17 protein-coding genes are annotated in these 17,542 nt (G+C 71.3%); 3 read left to right on the top strand and 14 right to left on the bottom strand.

Translation table 11 applies throughout. From position 1 onward, the window contains the following. Window positions 1-96 precede the first annotated feature (96 nt). The 4 genes from ACZ7EC_RS06455 to ACZ7EC_RS06440 all read right to left on the bottom strand — a co-directional run bounded on the left by ACZ7EC_RS06455 (window position 97) and on the right by ACZ7EC_RS06440 (window position 3,092). Window positions 97-1,866 (bottom strand): LytR C-terminal domain-containing protein, encoded by a 1,770-nt coding sequence (locus ACZ7EC_RS06455; RefSeq protein ID WP_471058769.1) that lies wholly within the window; start codon window positions 1,864-1,866, stop codon window positions 97-99. A gap of 16 nt (window positions 1,867-1,882) precedes the next feature. After that, window positions 1,883-2,584, bottom strand: a complete 702-nt coding sequence (gene nadD, locus ACZ7EC_RS06450; protein WP_471058767.1) for a nicotinate-nucleotide adenylyltransferase — start codon at window positions 2,582-2,584, stop codon at window positions 1,883-1,885. Window positions 2,585-2,640: 56 nt separating this feature from the next. Then, complete coding sequence (locus ACZ7EC_RS06445; RefSeq protein WP_366669998.1) at window positions 2,641-2,796, bottom strand: hypothetical protein; 156 nt, start codon at window positions 2,794-2,796, stop codon at window positions 2,641-2,643. Window positions 2,797-2,927: 131 nt separating this feature from the next. Beyond that, window positions 2,928-3,092 (bottom strand): hypothetical protein, encoded by a 165-nt coding sequence (locus tag ACZ7EC_RS06440; RefSeq protein WP_471058765.1) that lies wholly within the window; start codon window positions 3,090-3,092, stop codon window positions 2,928-2,930. Between the two features lie 100 nt (window positions 3,093-3,192). On the opposite strand from ACZ7EC_RS06440, the gene ACZ7EC_RS06435 reads away from it, so the two are divergent. After that, window positions 3,193-4,272, top strand: a complete 1,080-nt coding sequence (locus ACZ7EC_RS06435) for a M48 family metallopeptidase (protein WP_471058763.1) — start codon at window positions 3,193-3,195, stop codon at window positions 4,270-4,272. A gap of 7 nt (window positions 4,273-4,279) precedes the next feature. Here the strand turns inward: ACZ7EC_RS06435 and ACZ7EC_RS06430 are convergent, their stop codons facing one another. The 5 genes from ACZ7EC_RS06430 to proB all read right to left on the bottom strand — a co-directional run bounded on the left by ACZ7EC_RS06430 (window position 4,280) and on the right by proB (window position 9,075). Continuing rightward, the gene (locus ACZ7EC_RS06430) at window positions 4,280-5,341 is read right to left on the bottom strand and encodes an SCO2583 family membrane protein (protein WP_471058761.1); all 1,062 of its coding nucleotides are present in this window, start codon (window positions 5,339-5,341) and stop codon (window positions 4,280-4,282) included. A gap of 80 nt (window positions 5,342-5,421) precedes the next feature. After that, window positions 5,422-5,964: an SCO2584 family spore wall biosynthesis protein gene (locus ACZ7EC_RS06425; protein WP_471058759.1), complete on the bottom strand. Its 543-nt coding sequence runs from the start codon at window positions 5,962-5,964 to the stop codon at window positions 5,422-5,424. Window positions 5,965-6,049: 85 nt separating this feature from the next. Further along, complete coding sequence (locus tag ACZ7EC_RS06420; protein ID WP_471058757.1) at window positions 6,050-7,336, bottom strand: glutamate-5-semialdehyde dehydrogenase; 1,287 nt, start codon at window positions 7,334-7,336, stop codon at window positions 6,050-6,052. A 74-nt stretch (window positions 7,337-7,410) separates the two neighbouring features. Beyond that, the gene (locus ACZ7EC_RS06415) at window positions 7,411-7,836 is read right to left on the bottom strand and encodes a hypothetical protein (RefSeq protein ID WP_471058755.1); all 426 of its coding nucleotides are present in this window, start codon (window positions 7,834-7,836) and stop codon (window positions 7,411-7,413) included. A 132-nt stretch (window positions 7,837-7,968) separates the two neighbouring features. After that, window positions 7,969-9,075, bottom strand: a complete 1,107-nt coding sequence (gene proB, locus ACZ7EC_RS06410) for a glutamate 5-kinase (protein WP_471059741.1) — start codon at window positions 9,073-9,075, stop codon at window positions 7,969-7,971. Between the two features lie 938 nt (window positions 9,076-10,013). On the opposite strand from proB, the gene ACZ7EC_RS06405 reads away from it, so the two are divergent. Together ACZ7EC_RS06405 and galU are read left to right on the top strand one after the other, a co-directional pair. Beyond that, a complete protein-coding gene (locus ACZ7EC_RS06405) occupies window positions 10,014-12,233 on the top strand; it encodes a bifunctional glycosyltransferase/CDP-glycerol:glycerophosphate glycerophosphotransferase (protein ID WP_471058753.1) in 2,220 nt (739 codons plus the stop codon). Between the two features lie 65 nt (window positions 12,234-12,298). Then, on the top strand, window positions 12,299-13,207 hold the full coding sequence (galU, locus tag ACZ7EC_RS06400) for a UTP--glucose-1-phosphate uridylyltransferase GalU (RefSeq protein ID WP_471058751.1): 909 nt from the start codon (window positions 12,299-12,301) through the stop codon (window positions 13,205-13,207). Between the two features lie 109 nt (window positions 13,208-13,316). Here galU and obgE read toward each other — a convergent pair whose 3' ends face one another. The 5 genes from obgE to ACZ7EC_RS06375 all read right to left on the bottom strand — a co-directional run bounded on the left by obgE (window position 13,317) and on the right by ACZ7EC_RS06375 (window position 17,450). Continuing rightward, window positions 13,317-14,762: a GTPase ObgE gene (obgE, locus tag ACZ7EC_RS06395; RefSeq protein WP_471058749.1), complete on the bottom strand. Its 1,446-nt coding sequence runs from the start codon at window positions 14,760-14,762 to the stop codon at window positions 13,317-13,319. A 120-nt stretch (window positions 14,763-14,882) separates the two neighbouring features. Next, the gene (gene rpmA / locus ACZ7EC_RS06390; protein ID WP_030779398.1) at window positions 14,883-15,137 is read right to left on the bottom strand and encodes a 50S ribosomal protein L27; all 255 of its coding nucleotides are present in this window, start codon (window positions 15,135-15,137) and stop codon (window positions 14,883-14,885) included. Window positions 15,138-15,151: 14 nt separating this feature from the next. Beyond that, complete coding sequence (rplU, locus tag ACZ7EC_RS06385; RefSeq protein ID WP_009188585.1) at window positions 15,152-15,472, bottom strand: 50S ribosomal protein L21; 321 nt, start codon at window positions 15,470-15,472, stop codon at window positions 15,152-15,154. Window positions 15,473-15,642: 170 nt separating this feature from the next. After that, window positions 15,643-16,710 (bottom strand): iron-containing alcohol dehydrogenase family protein, encoded by a 1,068-nt coding sequence (locus tag ACZ7EC_RS06380; protein WP_471058746.1) that lies wholly within the window; start codon window positions 16,708-16,710, stop codon window positions 15,643-15,645. Next, window positions 16,698-17,450, bottom strand: a complete 753-nt coding sequence (locus ACZ7EC_RS06375) for a phosphocholine cytidylyltransferase family protein (RefSeq protein ID WP_471058744.1) — start codon at window positions 17,448-17,450, stop codon at window positions 16,698-16,700. Before ACZ7EC_RS06375 ends, ACZ7EC_RS06380 begins: the two co-directional genes overlap by 13 nt. Window positions 17,451-17,542 lie beyond the last annotated feature (92 nt).

Raw genomic sequence — 17,542 nt, 5'->3', positions numbered from 1 at the left:
GAACCTCAAGGGTCTCACGGACCGCCGGGGGCACCCCACGCGATGACCGGGGGTGCCCCAGGGGGCCGGCGACCGGGCGCTCCGGTGCGGACGTGCTCAGGAGCCGGACGGCTTGTAGTCCTTGCCCAGGACCACCGAGACGTCGGCGCCCGAGGAGACCGTGCCCTTGGCGACGGAGGCGGCGGGCAGACCGAGGGTCTTGGCGACCTCGGTGGCGTTCTGCTTGTCCGAGGCGTCCTGGTAGACGACCTCGGAGGTTGTCCGGCTGCCGCCGCTGCCGCCCTCCAGGAAGGTGAAACCGCCGTTCAGGAGCACCACACGGGCCTGCTCGGTGTCGTCCTTGACCCCGGTGGCGTTCTGCACCGAGACCCGGACCGCGCTGCCGGCGTCGGGGCTCTTGGCGGTGCCGCCGAGGATGTCCTTGACCACACTGTCGCTGGTCCGCGCGGAGAGCGTGCCGTCGGGCTGCACGGGCAGCAGCGCCGTCTTGTAGGCGCCCTCCTTGGCGAGACCGGCGAGCTTGGCGAGGAAGGCGCCGAGGTCCTTGTCGGTGAGCGAGGGGTCGAGGATCTGCGCGAGGCTCTGCACGGTCACCGTGGCGTCCGAGGGGTCCGTCGAGATCTTGCGCAGAACGGCCTGCATGACCTGCCCGAACCGCTCCAGCTGGGCGTCCTCCGACTCGCCGGGGGCCCGGTAGGTCGCGTAGGCGACGGCCATCTTGCCGCTGAGGGTCTGGTCGCTGCCCTTGCTGACGAGCGGCTCGGCGCCCTTCTTCTTGGCGTCCGGGTCGGGCACGTCGATGTCGGTGTCCATGTCGATGTTGCCGACGAGATCGACCAGGTTCTGGAGGTAGGGCGTGTCCAGCCGCCAGGTGCCCTGGATGCTGGTGCCGAGGACGGTGTCCAGCTGGTCGCGGGTGCCGGAGGAGCCGTCGTCGTCCACGGACTTGGCGAGGGTCGTGGTGGAGCCGTCGTCGTCGGTCAGCGCCAGCGAGTTGGGCAGCAGGACGGTGGTGCCCCGCTTGGTGGTGGTGTTGTCGACCAGCAGCACGGTCGAGGTGCCGCCCTTGCCGGTGTTGTGCAGATGGACGACGATCACATCGCGCTTCTGGGCGCCGACCGCCGTGGCCGCGCCGGTGCCGGCGCCGGAGGAGGACAGGAAGGGCAGCTTCCCGGCGTACCAGAGGTAGCCGACGCCGCCGGCCGCGACGAGGGCGAGCACGACGCCGAGGGCGACGAGCCGGCTGCGGGCGCGGCGGCGGGCCTCCTCGCGCCGCTCGGTGCGGTTCTCGGTGAACTTCAGCCAGTCGATGACGTCCTCGGAGTCGCCGTCCGGCTCCTCCACGAACGCGAACTGCTCGGTGCGGTAGCCCGGTTCGCCGTCCGCGCGCCCCTCGTCCCCGTCGTCGTCGCTCGCGAGTTCCGCGTAGGGGTTGTGCCGGGGCTCGTCCTGGGGTCCCGCCTGCTGGGGGATGTGCGCCGTCTGCCCGGCGACCCGCGGCTGCTGCCCGCTGTCCGCGGTCTGCCCGTAGGGGTCGTACCCGGAATTCCCCCCGTGCCCTGGGTGCGCCGGGGCCTGGGTCCCGTAGGGGTCGTAGCCGCCGAAGCCGCCGTACCCGCCGTAGCCGTCGTCCGCGGGGTACGACGACGGGGCCTGCGGCTGCTGCCCGGTGCCGTACGACTCGTAGGGCCGGGCCGGCTCAGGGGTGCCGGTGCCGTAGGGGTCGTAGCCGTATCCCTGCTGCTGGGCATAGGGGTCGTAGGAGCCGCCCGGAGCCTGCTGCGCCGGAACCTGGCGGTAGACGGGCTGTCCGTACTCGTCGTATCCGACGATCTCGTACGGCCCCGCGTCGTATCGGTCGTTCACCGGTGCCCCTCTCGGCTCACTCGCCGCGGTACAGCTCGCGCTTGTCGATATAGCGCACGACTCCGTCCGGCACCATGTACCAGATGGGGTCGCCCTTGGCGACTCTCGCACGGCAGTCCGTGGAGGAGATGGCGAGCGCCGGGACCTCGACCAGCGAGACGCCGCCCTCGGGCAGTCCGGGGTTGCTGAGGTGGTGGCCGGGGCGGGTGACGCCGATGAAGTGCGCGAGGGAGAACAACTCCTCGCTGTCGCGCCAGGTCAGCAGCTGGGCGAGGGCGTCGGCACCGGTGATGAAGAACAGGTCGGTGTCCGGGTTCAGGGCGCGCAGGTCGCGCAGGGTGTCCACGGTGTAGGTGGGGCCGCCGCGGTCGAGGTCGATGCGGCTGACGGAGAACTGCGGGTTCTCCGCGGTGGCGATGACCGTCATGAGGTAGCGGTCCTCGGCCGGGGAGACCTGGCGGTGGGACTTCTGCCACGGCTGGCCGGTGGGGACGAACACCACCTCGTCCAGCTCGAACCGCGCGGCGACCTCGCTGGCCGCCACGAGGTGCCCGTGGTGGATCGGGTCGAAGGTGCCGCCCATGACGCCCAGGCGCCGCTTGCCGGAGCGGGCGGGGCCGTGGCCCGGCCGGTGCCGGCGGTACTGCGGCTGGTCGACCGTGTCGGCGTCGGCGGCGCCATCGTGCGCCGGACCGGTAGGCATGTCCTGCTCTCCCATGCGTGCAGACCCTACCGGCCCGGTCCTCGGCGTCCGGCCGGGGCCGGTCTCCCGGCTCAGCGGTCGCGGTTGAAGCGGGTGGTGATCCACAGCAGGAGCAGCAGGATGACGAAGGCGGCGCCGCCGGTGACGGCGGGGTTCAGGCTGTCGTGGTGACCGCCCTCTTCGGCGGCGAGGGAGATCAGCGGGGCTGCGGCGCTGGTGAGCATCATCTTCGACAGGACCTATCGCGTGTGGGCGGGATAAAGACGTCGGCTCATCGTATGCGGGCGGTTCCGCGGCGATCACGCCGACTCCGCCGTTGGGAAGCGAGGGGGCCGGGGCGGGGAACTCCGGCGGACCGTCACTCGTCCTTCTGCTTGTAGCCGCGCAGCAGGAACCAGGCGGTCAGCGCGCAGCCCACGATCATCACGACCAGCACGATGCGGAGCAGAGGGCCTCCGCCGTGCTGTTGGGCGGCGCTCGCTGCGGCCTCGGTCAGCCGGGCGGCTGCGGGGTGGTGCTCCATGGCGTGGACTCCTTCGGCTGTCTGCCCGTCCACGGTATCTCCGCCTAGGCTGAGCCCCGCCTCGGGGGCTCACCGCACTCACACGCACTTGGGGGAACACATGCACGACGGCGATCGGCAGAGCGGGCACGAGCGGGTGCCCGGCAGGCAGCGGACGCGCTTTCCGGGGATCTCCTCGCGGGCGTACGAGCATCCGGCCGACCGGTCCGCCCTGGTGGCGCTGCGCAAGCTGAGCGGCTTCGACCAGGTGTTCAAGGCGCTGAGCGGACTGCTGCCGGAGCGGAGCCTGCGGCTGTTGTTCCTGTCCGACTCGGTGCGCGTTTCCGAACGGCAGTTCGGCCATCTGCACGCCATGCTGCTGGACGCCTGCTACATCCTGGACCTGCCCAAGGTCCCGCCGATGTACGTCACCCAGGACCCGCAGCCGAACGCGATGTGCATCGGCCTGGACGAGCCGATCATCGTGATCTCCACGGGCCTGGTGGAGCTGCTGGACGAGGAGGAGATGCGGGCGGTCGTCGGCCACGAGGTCGGACACGCCCTGTCCGGGCACTCCGTGTACCGCACCGTCCTGCTGTTCCTGACGAATCTCGCGGTCAAGGTCGCCTGGATCCCGCTGGGCAACCTCGCGATCATGGCGATCGTCACGGCGCTGCGGGAGTGGTTCCGCAAGTCCGAGCTGTCCGCTGACCGGGCCGGGCTGCTGGTGGGCCAGGACGTACGGGCCTCGATGCGCGGCCTGATGAAGATCGCGGGCGGCAACCATCTGCACGAGATGAACGTGGACGCGTTCCTGGAGCAGGCCGAGGAGTACGACTCCGGCGGCGACCTGCGCGACTCCGTGCTGAAGATCCTCAATGTGCTGCCCCGCTCGCACCCGTTCACCACGGTGCGCGCCGCCGAGCTGAAGAAATGGGCCGGGTCGCGGGACTACCAGCGGATCATGGACGGCCACTACCCGCGTCGCGACGACGACAAGGAGGCCAAGGTCAGCGACTCCTTCCGGGAGTCCGCGGCGAGCTACGCGAGCGACGTCAAGGACTCCAAGGACCCGCTGATGAAGCTGGTCACCGACCTGGCGGGCGGCGCGGGCGACCTGGGCGGCCGGGTCAAGCGCGGCTTCGACGGTTTCAAGAGCCCCCCACCGGCCAAGGGCGGCCCGGCCCCGGCGGCGGAGTAGGGCGCCCTCACCCCTGCGGCCGGGCCACGGACAGCGTGCCGCACAGGGCGGCGGGGCTGTCCGTCCGGTACGGGTCGGTGCCCGCGGGGGCGCCCGGCCGCGTGGTCTGGCCCGCCAGGAGGGGACGCAGGGAGGAAGTGGCGTCCTCGGCGCAGGACAGTGGGCCGGCCTCGACGTAGGCCGTGGTCAGCTGGACCTGGCGGGTGCGCAGGTCGTCGCGGGTGAACCGGAAGGTCAGCGCGCGGCGGACGGTGAACAGGGAGACCGGGGCGCTCGCGGTGCCGGCGGCGCGCAGGGCGTAGACGAAGGTGTGGTCCGCGCTGACCTCCAGGGTGGCCGGGTCCGCCTCGGTGATGCGCAGCGCGCCCCGGACCCGGATCCGGTCGTCGGCCAGCCGGTCGCGGGCCGGGTCGAGGCGCACCACCCAGCCGGTCGCGGCGTGCCGGCCGTCCGCCGCCGGGTGGTCGAAGCTCTGGTCGAACTGGGTGAGCTGGTCGGAGTCCACCAGCGCCCGCGCGGGAGCCGTCGTGCGGCCGGTGAGCACCTCGGGGTAGAGCGAGGAGCGGACGATGTAGTCCTTGGCCGTGGTCAGCGCCGCCATGACCTGGGTGTCGGAGAAGTGCGCGGTGCCCCGCGCGGCCGGCAGCGGCACCCCTTCGGCGCCGATGCCGAACTGCGCGGCGGGACTGTGCGCGTACAGCGCCTCCGCGTCCGTCCCGCCGGGTACCGGGCCCTGCGGGGCGAGCGGTATGACCGTCATCCGCAGCGGCTCCACGGGCCGCGGGGCCTCGGCGGAGTCGTAGGGGTGGCGCACCCCCATGTAGACGGCGGTGCCGAAGGCCACGGCGATCAGCAGCACCAGGATCATCGCCTGGCGGGCCAGCCCCCGGTGCAGCGGGCGGCGGCGCACGGCGGGCGCGTGGTCGGCCATCCGCTCCTCGGCCGAGTACTCCTGGAGACGGGCAGCGCGCACGAACGACTCGTCGAAGACGACGGATCGGTATTCGTCCTCCGCACCTCCGGGGCCGCCCTCGGGTGTCCCCTCCGGTGGGTCTCCAGGCCCGCCCATACTTTCAGAGTGGGTTTCCGGGGCGCCGGGTAAACGCCCCGCTCCACCACAACTTCTGACAAGTCCTCACCCCGGACCGCTCAGGGCAGGTGGGGCACCGCCGACACCGCGGGGCGGGCGGACGCCGCCGACGGGGCCTGGTTCTGGCCGGTCGTGCTGGACGGAAGCTGATCGCGGGTACCCGAGGAAGCGCCCCGGTACACCGCGGCGAAGGCGAGGGCGACCATGCCGATGCCCAGCACCGCGGCGAGCACCCAGGCCACCGGCCGGTGCCAGCGGGCCTGCTTGCCGTGGCCGTCGAAGGGGCCCCGGTCGAGGGCGTAGCCGTCGTCCAGGTCGTCGAGGTCGTCGTCCGGGTCCTCGCCGAGGTCGGCGCCGCCGTACCCGTCGTCGTAGCGCTCGCGCCGGGCGCGGGCGCGGCGGGCCGCCTCGGATGCCTCGGCTCTGGCCTCCGCGGCGGCGAGGAGGCGTTCGACGGCGGTCGGCTCATGGACCGTGGCCGCCCGTACGAAGTCCTCGTCGAAGACCACGGAGGCGAACTCTTCGTCCGACACCCCGCGGTCGTGGTCGTCGTCGGGCTCCCAGCCGTCAGGGAACGGCGTGCCCCCCACGTCCTCCGGCACGCGTCCAGAGTAGACCTGAGGGATCAATTTGGGCAGACGGTATGGAAATTCATCCACCTGTCGAGACGCCCGGAACCACCGGGGGTCAGCGGCGGACGTGCCCGTCGCCGGTGACGATGTACTTGGTGCTGGTCAGCTCCGGCAGGCCCATCGGGCCACGGGCGTGCAGCTTCTGGGTGGAGATGCCGATCTCCGCGCCGAAGCCGAACTGACCGCCGTCGGTGAACCGGGTGGAGGCGTTCACGGCGACCGTGGTCGAGTCGACCAACTGGGTGAACCGGCGGGCGGCCTGCTGCGAGGTGGTGACGATCGCCTCGGTGTGCCCGGAGGTCCACAGCCGGATGTGCTCGACGGCCTTGTCGAGGGAGTCCACGACGGCGGCGGCGATGTCGTACGACAGGTACTCGGTCTCCCAGTCCTCCGGGGTCGCCTCGACCACGGTGGCCCTGGAGTCCTTGGCGTGGGCCATGACCCGCTCGTCGGCGTGCACGGTGACGCCGGCGTCGGCGAGGGCGTCCAGGGCGCGCGGCAGGAACTCGGCGGCGATGTCCTGGTGGACCAGCAGCGTCTCGGCCGCGTTGCACACGCTGACCCGCTGGGCCTTGGAGTTGACGAGGATGTCGATCGCCATGTCGATGTCGGCCTGCGCGTCGACGTAGACGTGGCAGTTGCCGGTGCCGGTCTCGATGACGGGGACGGTGGACTCGTTCACCACGGTCCTGATCAGGGAGGCGCCGCCGCGCGGGATGAGGACGTCGACCAGGCCGCGGGCGCGCATCAGCTCGCGCACGGACTCCCGGCCCTCCCCCGGCACCAGCTGTACGGCGTCGGCGGGCAGCCCGGCGCCGCCGACCGCGTCCCGGATCACCCGGACGAGGGCGGTGTTGGAGGCGTAGGCGGAGGCGGAGCCGCGCAGCAGGACGGCGTTGCCGGACTTCAGGCAGAGGGCGGCGGCGTCCACGGTGACATTGGGCCGGGCCTCGTAGACGATGCCGACGACGCCGAGCGGGACGCGGACCTGGCGCAGGTCGATGCCGTTGGGCAGGGTGGAGCCGCGGACCACCTCGCCGACCGGGTCGGGCAGCCCCGCCACGTCGCGGACGTCGGCGGCGATGGCCCGGACCCGCTCGGGGGTGAGGGTGAGCCGGTCCACGATGGCCTCGCTGGTGCCGCTCTCGCGGGCCCTTGCCACGTCCTCGGCGTTGGCCTCGATGACATCCCCGGCGCGTACCTCCAGGGCGTCGGCGATCGCCAGCAGCGCGTCGTCCTTCACGGCGCGCGGCAGCGGCGCGAGGCCGGCGGCGGCCGCCCTGGCCCGGTAGGCGGCCTGGCTGACCGGGGACATCGAGTCGTACGGCGAGAGCGTGGTCATGGGGGAAGCGTAGTGCGCGGCGCGGAGCGCTTCCGCGCACGTTTCACACCCCGAGACGCGACCTCGGGCAAGGGTCAGAAGGGGTGGACCCCTACGGGGGTCGCGGGCGGCGGCCCGTACCCCTCCGCGATGCGCTGGTGGTACGTCTCGCGGTCGATGACCTCCAGGCCGACGATCTCCCACGGGGGCAGCCCGGCACTGAGCCGGTGCTCACCCCACAGGCGCAGTGCGACGGCCGCCGCGTCATGCAGGTCGCGGGCCTCTTCCCAGTACCGGATCTCGGCGTGGTCGCTCGCGTATCTGCTGGTCAGCAGGAAGGGGTGGTCGTGAGCCAGCTGTTCCAGGGACCGGCGCAGCTCCGTGAGGGGGACGCTCTTGCCGGCCACGCTGAGCGTGACGTGCCACAGCCGGGGCAGATCCCTGGGTTCCCCGTAGGTGTCCCCGGCCGCGACGCTCGTCAGGGCACCTCGGGTGGTACCCCCAGGGCGCACTCGTCTCACGACGGCCTCCTTCACCCAAGTGCTCGGAAACATGTCTCGCACACAAAGTTGAGCAGGCCGTAAGGCTTCGCGGGGCGGTTTTACGGAACGTCCCCCACCGGAGGCCCTGGCGTGCGCCCCGCTGTACGAGTGTCACCCGTGCAGGAGCACCAGGTCGTCCCTGTGTACGACCTCGCGTTCGTACGCCGGGCCCAGTTCGCGCGCCAGTTCGTGGGTCGAACGCCCGATCAGCCGGGGGATCTCCTTGGCGTCGAAGCTGACGAGCCCCCGCGCCACCGCGCGGCCGGCGGCGTCCCGCAGCTCCACCGGGTCGCCCGCGCTGAACTCGCCCTCGACGGCGGCGATCCCGGCGGGCAGCAGCGACTTGCGGCCCCGCACGACCGCCTCCACGGCGCCGTCGTCCAGGGTGAGCGCGCCCTGCGGGGTGGAGGCGTGCTGGAGCCAGAGCAGCCGGTCGGCGGAGCGCTTGCCGGTGGGGTGGAAGTACGTGCCGGTGTCACCGCCGGCGAGGGCGTCCGCCGCGTGCACGGCGGAGGTCAGCACCACCGGGATGCCGGCGGCGGCGGCGATCCGGGCGGCCTCCACCTTGGTCACCATGCCGCCGGTGCCGACGCCCGCCTTGCCCGCGCTGCCGATCTCGACACCCGCGAGGTCCGCGGGGCCGCGGACCTCCGCTATCCGGGAGGTGCCGGGCCTGCTGGGGTCCCCGTCGTAGACGCCGTCGACGTCGGAGAGGAGGACGAGCAGGTCGGCGTGGACGAGGTGGGCGACGAGGGCGGCGAGCCGGTCGTTGTCGCCGAAGCGGATCTCGTCGGTGGCGACGGTGTCGTTCTCGTTGACGATCGGCAGGGCGCCCATCGCGAGCAGCTTGTCCAGGGTGCGCGAGGCGTTGCGGTGGTGGGCGCGGCGGCTCATGTCGTCGCTGGTGAGCAGGACTTGGCCGACGCGGACGCCGTAGCGGGCGAAGGAGGCGGTGTAGCGGGCCACCAGCAGCCCCTGTCCGACGCTGGCGGCGGCCTGCTGCCGGGCGAGGTCGCGGGGCCGGCGGCGCAGCCCGAGCGGCGCGAGTCCGGCGGCGATGGCGCCGGAGGAGACGAGGACGACCTCCCGGTCGCCGCTGCCCCGGCTCTTGGCCAGCACGTCCACCAGGGCGTCCACGCGGTCGGCGTCCAGGCCGCCCGCCGCGCTGGTCAGGGAGGAGGAACCCACCTTGACGACGATCCTGCGGGCCGAGCCCACGGCCTGCCTCGCGCTTGCCACCTTGCCCGCCGTCCCTTTCGCCCGTGTACCGGCCTCGTGCTGCGCAATGTACGCGACCGGGGACCTCCGGCGCGCTCCGGTTTCGCCGGCCGGACGCCGGACCGCCGCAGCCCGGCCGGCGAGGGGTACCGGCTGCGCCCGGCCAGGGGGAACCCGCGGCGCCCGGCGACAGGGAGCCTGCGGGAAACGAGGTCCGCGCGGCCCTTCGCTCCACGGATTCGCAATTCGTCCGTAATTCTGGACAGGAGCGGCGCTTTCCCCTTTCCGGCCTCTTTTCCGGCTCCCGGAGAGAATTCCCGCACGCCGCCGCTACCACCGCCGCAGTCGCGGCCGGCGCCCGCGATGCCGTCCGCCGACGCATCCGCCGATGCCGCCGGGCGCCGGGTGTGCGCGCGGTGTGCCGATCCATGTCGGATCCACCACATCCGGCGCGAATCCAGGGGCCGGGACACACACCGTCCGCACCACGGAACCCGGCGGCCACGGCGCGGGACGAGTTGACCGGATCGTCCGGTTCGCTCCGCCGAAGGCGCCGTTTCTCACCGTGGCCTCACCTTGTCTTACCCGGTCGGGCGGCCACTGGCGCGCGCCGACGCCATCCGGCCCCGCCGCCGGATCCGGCCACGCGGGAGCCCTTTCGCGTGCGCCCGTGAGTCACGCCACACCCGCGCTGGCGGGGCCCGTGCGGTCGTACGGTGAGACCATCCGGCAGGGCACGTTAGGGTAGGGTTAAACGCCCCTTAACCTCGCACTCCTTGTGCCTCTCGCCTCCCTCGCCGCACCGGCAGCGGGAGGCGGTTGAGAGTCTGACCGACAGTCCAGGAGCCCCAAGCATGCCCGTAGCGAATGGAAACGCTTCGCCGAAAATAAGCGTTGTCGTCCCTGTCTACAAAGTCCAGGGATATCTGCGCGCGTGCTTGGACTCCATTCTGTCCCAGTCCTTCGAGGACTTCGAGATCGTCGCCATCGACGACCATTCCCCCGACTCGTGCGGGAAGATACTCGATGAATACGCCGCCCTCGACAGCCGTGTCATACCCGTGCACTTCGAGGAGAACCGGGGCATCGGAAAGGCGCGCGACGCCGGGGCGCTGAAGTCCCGCGGCGAGTACATCCTCTTCCTGGACAGCGACGACACCCTGGCCGACGGCGCGCTCCAGGCGATCGCCGACCGCCTGGAGGTCACGGGCGACCCGGACATCCTGCTGCTCAACCACGTCCGCACGTACTGGAACAACCGGGTCCAGGCGAGCGCGGCCGGTGAACTCCTGGCGAGCGCGGGCACGGACGTCTTCACGGCCCTCGAACGGCCCGATTTCCTCACCATGTTCGCCGTCGTGTGGAACCGCGCCTACCGCCGCGAGTTCTACGTCGGCAACAACTTCATCTTCACCGACGGCATTTACGAAGACGCGCTCATGGTCTACAAGACCATGCTGACCGCCAAGCGCATCGCCGCCACCGACCACGTCTGCGTCGAGTACCGCCAGCGCCGCCAGGGCAACTCGATGCGCACGCCCGGCCGCAAGCACTTCGGCATCTTCCAGCAGTACGCCCGCCTCTTCGAGTTCCTCGACGAGCACCCGGAGGCGGAGTCGGTGCGCCCCCTGCTGTTCGAGCGCGCGGCGAGCCACTACCTGTTCACGCTGGCCCGCGAGGACCGCATCGTCCCCAAGGACCGCGCGGAGTTCTTCAAGCTCGCGGCAGCCTCGTACAAGCGTTACAAGCCCAAGGGCTTCGTGCTCCCGGAGGGCTCCCAGGGCGTCCGGTTCCAGCTGCTGGAGCGCGGCTCCTACACGGCCTACGCCGCGGTGACCGCCGCCGGCAACACCCGCCGCCAGGTGATCCAGCGGGCCACCAAGGTCAAGACCAAGCTCGGCAAGACCGCCTACGACCGGCTGTACCGGCTGCACCTGCGCCGCCCGGTGGACGAGAACCTCGCGGTCTACGCGGCCTACTGGAACCGCGGTGTCGCCTGCAACCCCGCGGCCATCTACTACAAGGCCAAGGAACTCGCCCCGAATGTGCACGGGGTGTGGGTCGTGCGCCGCGACATGGTGGACAAGGTCCCCGCGGGCGTCGACTACGTGGTGGCCAACTCGCCGCGTTACTGGGAGGTCATGGCCCGCGCCAAGTACCTCGTCAACAACGTCAACTTCCCGAACAACATCGTCAAGCGCCCCGAGCAGGTCTTCCTCCAGACCCATCACGGCACCCCGCTGAAGCAGATGGGCATCGACCAGCAGAAGTACCCGGCGGCGGCGAAGAACATGAGCTTCGCCAAGATGCTGGAGCGGGCCGACAAGTGGGACCTCAGCCTCACCTCCAACCAGCACTCCACGGAGAACTGGGAGCGGGTCTACCCCTGCGCGTTCGAGGCGATCGAGTTCGGCTACCCGCGCAACGACGTCTACTTCCGCACCGACGGTGACGACGTCCTGCGCATCCGCCGCGAGCTGGGCATCGAGGACGGCAAGAAGGCCATCCTGTACTGCCCGACCGTGCGCGACTACCAGAAGGGCTACGTCCCCCGCATCGACCTGGAGCGCTTCTGCTCCGAGCTCGGCCCGGACTTCGTCGTCCTGGTGCGCACCCACTACTTCTACGGTGCCGACCCCCGCCTGGAGGCCCTCCAGGAGCGCGGTCTGATCAAGGACGTGTCGACGTACCCGGTGGTGGAGGACCTCTGCCTGGCCGCCGACGCGCTGATCACGGACTACTCGTCCATCATGTTCGACTACGCGTGCCTGGACCGCCCGATCGTCACCTACGCGGACGACTGGGAGGTCTACCGCAAGGCCCGCGGTGTCTACTTCGACATCCTCTCCGGCCAGCCGGGCGAGACGCCGGGTGCCACCGCGACCGACGAGGACCAGCTGATCGAGGTCTTCCGCTCCGGTGCCTGGAACGACGCCAGGGCCGCCGAGCTGCGCGCCGCGTTCCGTGCGCGCTTCGTGCAGTTCGACGACGGAAACGCGGCCGAGCGCGTGGTGCGCCGGCTGTTCCTCGGCCAGCAGGAGACCACCCCCGCGGTGATCCCGCTGGACGAGCGGACGCCCGCGCCCGCGCCGGGAGCCCTCGCCCAGGCCCGCATCCCGCGGCAGCCCACCGGCGAGCACGGCCTCATCGACGCCTGACCCGGCCGCGGCCGCACCCGGCCGCGCCGGCGCCCGCCGTGCACAACGAGAGAGACGAACACCTGATGGCTTCCCGCCCCACCATTTCCAAGGCGGTCATTCCGGCGGCGGGTCTCGGTACCCGGTTCCTGCCGGCGACCAAGGCGACTCCCAAGGAGATGCTTCCGGTCGTCGACAAGCCCGCGATCCAGTACGTGGTCGAGGAGGCCGTGTCCGCGGGGCTCGACGACGTCCTCATGGTCACCGGTCGGAACAAGCGTCCCCTGGAGGACCACTTCGACCGCAACTACGAGCTGGAATCCGCCCTCCAGAAGAAGGGCGACGCGGGCCGCCTGGCCAGGGTGCAGGAGTCCAGCGACCTGGCGACCATGCACTACGTCCGCCAGGGCGACCCCAGGGGCCTCGGCCACGCCGTGCTGTGCGCCGCCCCGCACGTCGGCGACGAGCCCTTCGCCGTCCTGCTCGGCGACGACCTGATCGACCCCCGCGACCCCCTGCTCCAGCGCATGATCGAGGTCCAGGAGCGGCACGGCGGCAGCGTGATCGCCCTCATGGAGGTCGCGCCCGAGCAGATCCACCTCTACGGCTGCGCCGCCGTGGACGCCACCGGCGAGGGCGACGTCGTCGGGATCACCGGCCTGGTCGAGAAGCCCGATCCGGCCGAGGCACCGTCGAACTACGCGATCATCGGCCGCTACGTGCTCGCGCCGGAGATCTTCGACGTCCTGCGCAAGACGGAGCCGGGCCGCGGCGGCGAGATCCAGCTGACCGACGCGCTCCAGCAGCTCGCCGCCGACGAGAAGCTCGGCGGCCCCGTGCACGGCGTCGTCTTCCGCGGGCGCCGCTACGACACCGGCGACCGCGGCGACTACCTGCGTGCCATCGTGCGGCTCGCATGCGAACGTGAAGACCTGGGCCCGGAGTTCCGGACCTGGCTCCGCAGTTACGTCGGCCAGGAGCTGGCCGAGGACTGACCGCCGGCCCGGCGGGCACGGCAGGACGTCCGGCACGGCGGACACGACAGAGGGCGGGCCCGGAGGATCTCTCCTCCGGGCCCGCCCTTTCTCACCGGCTCCGCTCTGCTCAGAACGGCTCGAAGTCGTCGAACTCCCGGCCGGCCTCGTCCCGTTCGGCCTCCTTGTCCCGGCGGCGCTGGGCCGCGGGCCGGGGTGCCTCGAAACGGTGGTCCTCGCCGCGGCGGCCGAGCATCTCGGCGCCCGCCGTGACCGACGGCTCCCAGTCGAAGACGACCGCGTTCTCCTCGGGGCCGATGGCGACGCCGTCGCCGCCGCGGGCGCCCGCCTTCATCAGCTGCTCCTCGACACCGAGGCGGTTGAGCCGGTCGGCGAGGTAGCCGACGGCCTCGTCGTTGTTGAAGTCGGTCTGGCGCACCCAGCGTTCCGGCTTCTCGCCGCGCACCCGGAACAGCGGCTCCCCGCCGATCTCCTCACGGGTGACGGTGAACCCGGCGTCGTCCACGGCCTTGGGCCGGATGACGATCCGCGTGGCCTCTTCCCTGGGCTTGGCGGCACGCGCCTTGCCGACCAGGTCGCCGAGGGCGAAGGACAGCTCGCGCAGGCCGATGTGGGCCACGGCCGACACCTCGAAGACGCGGTAGCCGCGGGCCTCCAGGTCGGGGCGGACCATCTCGGCGAGGTCCTTGCCGTCGGGCACGTCGATCTTGTTCAGGACGACGATCCGGGGCCGGTTCTCCAGACCGCCGTACTGCCGCAGCTCCTCCTCGATGATGTCGAGGTCGGAGAGCGGGTCGCGGTCGGACTCCAGGGTCGCGGTGTCCAGGACGTGCACCAGCACGCTGCACCGCTCCACGTGCCGCAGGAACTCCAGGCCCAGGCCCTTGCCCTGGCTGGCGCCCGGAATCAGTCCCGGCACGTCGGCGATGGTGTAGACGGTCGAACCGGCGGTCACCACACCGAGGTTGGGCACCAGGGTGGTGAACGGGTAGTCCGCGATCTTCGGCTTGGCGGCGCTGAGCACGGAGATCAGCGAGGACTTGCCGGCGCTCGGGTAGCCGACCAGCGCCACATCGGCGACGGTCTTCAGCTCCAGGACGATGTCCTGGAGGTCTCCGGGCACGCCGAGCAGCGCGAAACCGGGCGCCTTGCGGCGGGCCGAGGCCAGTGCCGCGTTGCCGAGCCCGCCACGGCCGCCCTGTGCGGCGACGTACGACGTTCCCTGCCCGACCAGGTCGGCGAGGACGTTGCCCGCCTTGTCGAGCACCACGGTGCCGTCCGGGACCGGCAGGATCAGGTCCTCGCCGTCCTTGCCGGAGCGGTTGCCGCCCTCGCCGGGCTTGCCGTTGGTGGCCTTGCGGTGCGGGGAGTGGTGGTAGTCGAGCAGCGTGGTGACCGACTGCTCCACGGTCAGGATGACGTCACCGCCACGCCCGCCGTTACCGCCGTCCGGGCCGCCCAGCGGCTTGAACTTCTCGCGGTGGACGGAGGCACAGCCGTGGCCTCCGTTACCCGCGGCGACATGCAGTTCGACGCGGTCCACGAAGGTGGTCATGGTTCAGTGCCTCCAGAAAGTACGGGTATGTCTAGGTACTAACACGCGAAAGGCGGACCCGCCTTCCCGACCGGGAAGTGAGGTCCGCCTCGCGAAACGCTCGGTGCCGAATCAGCTGATTCAGGCGACCGGAACGATGTTCACGACCTTGCGGCCACGGTGGGTACCGAACTCCACCGCGCCCGGCAGCAGGGCGAACAGGGTGTCGTCGCCGCCACGGCCGACGCCGGCGCCGGGGTGGAAGTGGGTGCCGCGCTGGCGGACCAGGATCTCACCAGCGTTGACGACCTGACCGCCGAAGCGCTTCACGCCGAGCCGCTGGGCATTGGAGTCGCGACCGTTCCGGGTGGACGATGCGCCCTTCTTGTGTGCCATGTCTTCTCAGTCCCTTACTTCGCAGCCGTGGGGATCGACGTGACCTTGATCGCCGTGTACTGCTGGCGGTGGCCCTGCCGACGGCGGTAGCCGGTCTTGTTCTTGTAGCGCAGAATGTCGATCTTCTGGCCCTTGTGGTGGTCCACGACCTCGGCCTGGACCTTGATGCCGGCCAGCACCCACGGGTCGCTGGTCACAGCGTCGCCGTCGACAACGAGCAGGGTCGAGAGCTCGACCGTGTCGCCAACCTTGGCAGTGGAAATCTTGTCAACCTCAACGATGTCGCCGACAGCAACCTTGTGCTGGCGACCACCGCTGCGCACGATGGCGTACACGCGGATCTCTCTTTCGCTCGAAGAAACGGCACCCCCGCAGGCCAGCCGCCCGGCATACGCATGGGCGACCTCTCCCGGCCGGCCTAGCGTCCGGGAGGAACAGGTTTACGGGGATGTGGCGGGCTCGATGACACGCCGACGGTCAAGGTTACGGGCCGGGGCCGTAGAGGTCAAACTGGGCGCCCGGCAGCGGCGGCGTACCCGGCGTACGCCTCCGCGATCTGCTCGGCGGACAGGCCGAGGTGCTCCAGGATGGTGTAGCGGCCCGGCCGGGTCTCCGGCGCGAACTCCACGGCCCGGACGAACTCCTCGTCGCTGAAGCCGATCTCCTCGGCCAGCACGGGCAGCCCGTGCCGGCGCAGGCACTCCACGATCAGCCGGGAGCCGTCGTGGTCGCCGCGCAGGTACATGGCGAACGCGGCGCCGAGACCCACCTGTTCGCCGTGCGCGGCGGCCCGGCGCGGGTGGAGCAGGTCCAGCGCGTGACTGATCTCATGGCAGGCGCCCGAGGAGGGCCGGGTGTGCCCGGCTATCGACATGGCGATGCCGGTGAGCACCAGCCCCTCGGACAGCACGGTGAGAAATCCGTCGTCGCCGCAGCCGCCGGGGTGCCGCAGCACCGCCTCGCCGGCCTGGCGGGCCATGGCGGCGGCCAGACCGTCGATCTTCTCGCCGTTGACCCGGTGGTCCAGCTCCCAGTCCGCGACCGCGGAGATGTTGGACAGGGCGTCGCCGATCCCGGAGCGCACGAAGCGCAGCGGGGCCTCGCGGATCACGTCCAGGTCGATGAACAGGGCGACGGGCGCGGGCACTCCGTAGGAGCCGCGCCCCGCGTCGTTGTCCAGGTTGGACACGGGCGAGCAGATGCCGTCGTGCGAGAGGTTCGTCGGTACGACGACCAGGGGCAGGCCGATGCGCGCCGCGGAGTACTTGGCGCAGTCGATGATCTTGCCGCCGCCGATGCCCACGACCGCGTCGAAGTCGCCGGGCTTCATCCGGTCGGCCAGGTCGACCGCCTCGTCCAGGGTGCCGCCGCCCACCTCGAACCAGGCGGCGGCGGGCAGCGCCGGTGCGAGCCGTTCGCGCAGCTGGGCGCCGTAGCCGCGGCTGACGGCGACGGCGAGCCGCCCGGAGTCCGAGATGCGCTGGTCGGCGAGCACGGCCGCCAGATCGTCGAGGGCACCCGCGCGGATGTCCATGACGATCGGCGAGGGGAACAGCCGGGTCAGTACCGGCATGCGATCTCCCGCCCGCGGGCGAGGTCCTCGTGGTTGTCGATCTCGACCCAGTCGACGTCGCCGATGGGCGCCACGTCGATCCGGAAGCCGCGGTCGACCAGCTCCTGGTAGCCGTCCTCGTAGTACAGCTGCGGGTCGCGCTCGAAGGTCGCGCGCAGGGCGTCGGCCAGCTCCCCGGCCGCGTCGCCCTCGATCAGGGTGACGCCGATGTACTCGCCGGTCGCCTCGGCCGGGTCCATCAGCTTGGTGATCCTCGTCATCCCCTTCTCGGGGTCGACGACGACCTTCATCTCCTCGTCCGCCAGCGACTTCACGGTGTCGAGCGCGAGGATGATCTTCTTGCCGTCACCGCGCGCGGCCAGCAGCGTCTCCTCGACGGAGACCGGGTGCACGGTGTCGCCGTTGGCGAGGATCACGCCGTCCTTGAGCGCGTCCCGGCCGCACCACAGGGAGTAGGCGTTGTTCCACTCCTCGGCCTTGTCGTTGTCGATGAGCGTCAGCTTCAGGCCGTACTTCTCCTCGAACTCGGCCTGGCGGGCGTAGACGGCCTCCTTGCGGTAGCCGACGATGACCGCGACCTCGGTCAGACCGATCCGGGCGAAGTTGCCGAGGGTCAGGTCCAGGACGGAGACCGGCTCGGGCCCCTCCTCCGCGCCGACCGGCACCAGGGCCTTGGGCAGGGTGTCCGTGTAGGGGCGCAGTCGCCGTCCGGCGCCGGCCGCCAGCACGAGGCCTATCATCGCGGTTCTCTCCTTCGGTTCGGGGCGCGGGCACAGGGCGCGGTGCCCCGGCCCGCTGAAAATGCGGGTGCGGCCCTCTCCTCGCGGACAGG

It is taken from the genome of Streptomyces sp. NPDC037203 (assembly GCF_055605065.1).
The sequence above is the reverse complement of the archived record's forward strand: the minus strand, read 5'-3'. Positions and strand labels throughout refer to the sequence as shown.